Source organism: Francisella noatunensis subsp. noatunensis, from assembly GCF_009823375.1.
GTDB classification, from domain to species: Bacteria; Pseudomonadota; Gammaproteobacteria; order Francisellales; family Francisellaceae; genus Francisella; species Francisella noatunensis.
Genome location: NZ_WBSX01000145.1, coordinates 1 through 3,768, shown reverse-complemented (window position 1 = coordinate 3,768; position 3,768 = coordinate 1). Strand labels below are relative to the sequence as shown.

Genomic DNA, 3,768 nt, shown 5'->3' with positions numbered 1-3,768 from the left:
CAATATAAATACAAAAAAGAAGGTGACTCTAAACAAGTTAAGATAAAGGATAGAGCGAGTATTTCTGAAAGACCTAGCAGTGCTAATAGAAAAAATCTTTATCACTTTGAAGGTGACACTATTGTTGGTAAAGACCATAAAAGTGCTATTGTAACAATGGTCGATAGAGCTAGCAGATTTACTATTTTAGCCAAGTCTATAGATAGAACAGCTAATTCAATCAATAGAATATTGTACAAAGTATCTAATGGTCATAAAATATTAACAGCTACATTTGATAATGGTAAAGAGTTTGCTAAACATAAGAAGCTAACTAGCAAGACTGGCATCAAAGTATTCTTTGCTGATCCATACAGTCCTTGGCAAAGAGGTACTAATGAAAACATGAATAGGTATATCAGACAATTTATACCTAAAGGTACTAACTTTAACAATATATCTCATCAATACATTAGAAAGTTACAGATAGACTTGAATAATAGACCTAAGAAATGTTTAAATTACTTGACACCTAATGAAGTACATTTTGGTATCTCTATAAACATTGAGAATACAATCTAGCATAGTTGATAACATTAATTGCAATTTAAACTATGGATTAAAAAAATAAATATTTGTATGATTGTAAATGTATAAACTACAATTTTTAGAGGTGTGTATATGAATAATGTTTATAAATTATTAGGTGTTGGGATGATTACGTTTTTGTTGGCGAATTGTTCACTTATGCCTGAGAAGAAAGAGTATGACCTTAATCATGATTTTGAATTAATTGTCCATATGAAAGATGTTAAAACTCAAAAAGAAGTGGGCATGGTTACAATATCTCCTTATATTCATGATGGTAAGCAAGAGGGTATGCTTATTACTCCTTATTTATATAATTTACCAGCGTCAAGTGTACACGGCATGCATATCCATATTAATCCTAGTTGTGATGATGATGGTATGGCTGCGGGTGGGCATTGGGATCCTGATAATACTGGTAAACATCTTGGTCCTTATAATGACAATGGACATAAAGGGGATTTGCCAGAGCTGGTTGTAAATGCTGATGGTACAGCGACTGAACCTATAGTGGCACCAAGACTTGATTCTTTAGAAGAGCTTGAGGGACACAGTTTGATGATTCATGAAGGAGGCGATAATTACTCAGATACTCCAAAACCTCTAGGAGGTGGAGGCACTAGAATGTGGTGTGGGGTTATTACGGATTAGATTATGAGTTATGAGGTTATAGCTAGGTTAGGTTTTTTTCTATTTATTCTTCTTGGGATTTCTATTTGGGAGATTGTCGCTCCTATGCGCAAGCTAGAGATTTCTAAAGTCTCTCGTTGGTTTAATAACCTATTGCTAGTGTTTTTAGATACTTTTATATTAAGAATCTTATTTCCTGCAGCTACTGTTGGAGTGGCTATATTTTGTCAGCAATATGATTTGGGATTATTGAATCTTTTTGATATACCTGCTTGGTTTAAGATTGTAGTAGCTTTTTTAGCTCTAGATTTTGCAATATATCTTCAGCATGTATTATTTCACTATTTACCATTACTATGGAGATTTCATAAGGTTCATCATATTGATTTGGATTATGATGTTACCACAGGACTACGTTTTCATCCTGTAGAGATGGTTTTGTCAATGTTAATAAAATTTATGGCAATATTTCTTATTGGAGCACCTGTATTAGCAGTTATCATTTTTGAAATTGTTTTAAATGGTACTTCGTTGTTTAATCATGGCAATATTCGCTTACCAAAATCGTTTGATAAATTTTTGAGATTGTTTATGGTAACACCAGATACGCATAGGGTGCATCACTCTACAATACCTGCTGAAACAAACTCTAATTTCGGTTTTAATCTAATTTGGTGGGATAAGATCATGGGCACTTATATTGCTCATCCTAAGAAAGGACATATTGAAATGGATATAGGTCTAAGTAAATATAGAGATTCTAAAGTTACTCAACCTCTTTTAAGTATGCTTAAAATACCTTTTTCAAAAAAATAGGCTCTTTTATTATTTTTGTACTCTTTCTTTTTGAGATAAAAAAATATACACAACAAGGGATAATCATCGCTGGAGCGCCAAAATAAAAAGCTCCTCTTATATCTTCGTTAAATAATGTTAGTACTAAGCATAACACTTGTATCCAAATTCCAAAAAGAGGTATATATGGAAATAATGGCGTTTTGAATACCATTTTTTCAACTACATTTTTTTGTAGCATTTGCTTTCTAAAATTATATTGTGACCAGCATATACAGATCCAGCGGATGGTAGCTGTGAAGCCTGACATAGCAAGTAGGTTTGTAAACGCAGCCGAAGCAGTTAACTTAAATGAAAGTATCAAAAATATCCATACTCCAGCTATACTTACATACACAGCATAATGCGGTATTGAAGAGCTATTTAATTTTCTAAAAATACTAGGAGCCATTCGCATTTTAGATAATCCATATAGAGAACGAACAGCTGCATAGAAGCCACTATTTGCACATGAAAATGCAGCTACTAATACTACAAATGCAAATGCTCCAGCAAATTTGTTAAGGTGATAGTGTTGTAGTGCTGTAGCAAATACAGAGTCGCTTAAATTCATTTGTTGCCAAGGAAAAATTGTTGCTAATAGGAATGCTGGGATTACATATAATTCTACAATTCTTACTGCTACATGTTTGGCAATTTTAGGCATTTGCTTTCCTGCATCATTAGATTCACTTGCAGCTAATCCAATGATTTCAGAGCCTTGGAAATTTACTAGTAATATGACCATTGTTGTGATTAGAATCAATTTTCCTTTAGGAAAAAAACCCTCTTCACCAACAATATAAGTGCTACCTAGTACACCACGAGTATCATTATTGATAATATTGAAAAATATAAGTATAGCAACTAAGCTAAATAGTCCTAGAGCTATGATTTTTATAAGAGCTAACCAGAACCCAATCTCACCAAAGAGCTTAACTTTAGTAAGGTTTATGATTGTTATAAATAGCCCAAACAGAGTTGCCCACATATAAGTTGGTACAGAAGGCAAAAATGTATGCATGATTATTCCCCCAGCTATACATTCCGAGGGAATATAAATTATCCAGTTAAGCCAGTATGACCATCCCATCCCACACGCGATCGAAGGAGAGACGTATTTTGCTGTATAGTGGATAAATGATCCTGAGTTTGGCGAATTTGCCGTTAATTCAGCTAAGCATAGCGTAACGCAGTACACTATGATACCGGCTAATATATAAGCAATGATAGCAGCTGGATCAACTTCTGAGAGAACATACACTGTACCTAAAAAGAAACAGGAGCCAATACCAATAATACCGCCAAGAGCTATTAGCTCAATGTGGCGAGGTTTTAGAGTTTTAGCCAACGCCATAACACTACCTCCAAAAATTGTTACACAAAGTACCTGAAAATACAGATTTGCTAGATTGTATTCTGAAAGTTTTAAATAGTTGAAAGAGAGTTCCAAATATAGTTTATTAGGTTTTGACGAAACTAAAATAAACGATAAGGAACTAAAAAATGCCAAAGCACTTAACTCTTTCAAATAGATATTGCATAGAAGAATTACTTAAATTAGGATACCAAACATCTCAAATAGCCAATAAAATTGGCTATAGTGAAAGAGCTATAAAAAAGGAACTTAATCGCACTAGTATAAATAGTGACTATAATGCTGAGATAGCACAGAAGCTATATCAAAGCCGCAGAACTTCAAATAATCATAAGCTATCCTGTAAAGTTAAAAAGCTA

At 33.4% G+C, this 3,768-nt stretch carries 5 protein-coding genes; 4 read left to right on the top strand and 1 reads right to left on the bottom strand.

Features of this window, described 5'->3' with window-relative positions; all coding sequences use genetic code 11:
• From F8C69_RS09515 to F8C69_RS09505, 3 genes are all read left to right on the top strand, one after another.
• Window positions 1–561, top strand: a 561-nt coding sequence (locus tag F8C69_RS09515; RefSeq protein ID WP_159183759.1) for an IS30 family transposase, incomplete at its 5' end; no start/stop codon positions are given.
• 99 nt (window positions 562–660) lie between these two features.
• A complete protein-coding gene (locus F8C69_RS09510; RefSeq protein WP_159184996.1) occupies window positions 661–1,218 on the top strand; it encodes a superoxide dismutase family protein in 558 nt (185 codons plus the stop codon).
• A 3-nt stretch (window positions 1,219–1,221) separates the two neighbouring features.
• Entirely contained in the window at window positions 1,222–2,013 is a 792-nt protein-coding gene (locus F8C69_RS09505) for a sterol desaturase family protein (RefSeq protein ID WP_159184995.1), read from the top strand.
• Here the strand turns inward: F8C69_RS09505 and F8C69_RS09500 are convergent.
• Window positions 1,988–3,388 carry an amino acid permease gene (locus F8C69_RS09500; protein ID WP_159184997.1) on the bottom strand — a complete coding sequence of 467 codons (1,401 nt, stop codon included), beginning with the start codon at window positions 3,386–3,388 and terminating at the stop codon, window positions 1,988–1,990. The two genes, F8C69_RS09505 and F8C69_RS09500, sit on opposite strands and share 26 nt — an antisense overlap.
• Before the next feature lie 149 nt (window positions 3,389–3,537).
• On the opposite strand from F8C69_RS09500, the gene F8C69_RS09495 reads away from it, so the two are divergent.
• On the top strand, window positions 3,538–3,768 hold a 231-nt coding region (locus F8C69_RS09495), incomplete at its 3' end, for a helix-turn-helix domain-containing protein (protein ID WP_159183974.1).

Excerpts from the sequence above, each read along its gene's own strand:
- F8C69_RS09505 (WP_159184995.1), top strand. The coding sequence starts at position 1,222 with ATGAGTTATGAGGTTATAGCTAGGTTAGGTTTTTTTCTATTTATTCTT.
- F8C69_RS09510 (WP_159184996.1), top strand. The coding sequence starts at position 661 with ATGAATAATGTTTATAAATTATTAGGTGTTGGGATGATTACGTTTTTG.
- F8C69_RS09500 (WP_159184997.1), bottom strand. The coding sequence starts at position 3,388 with ATGGCGTTGGCTAAAACTCTAAAACCTCGCCACATTGAGCTAATAGCT.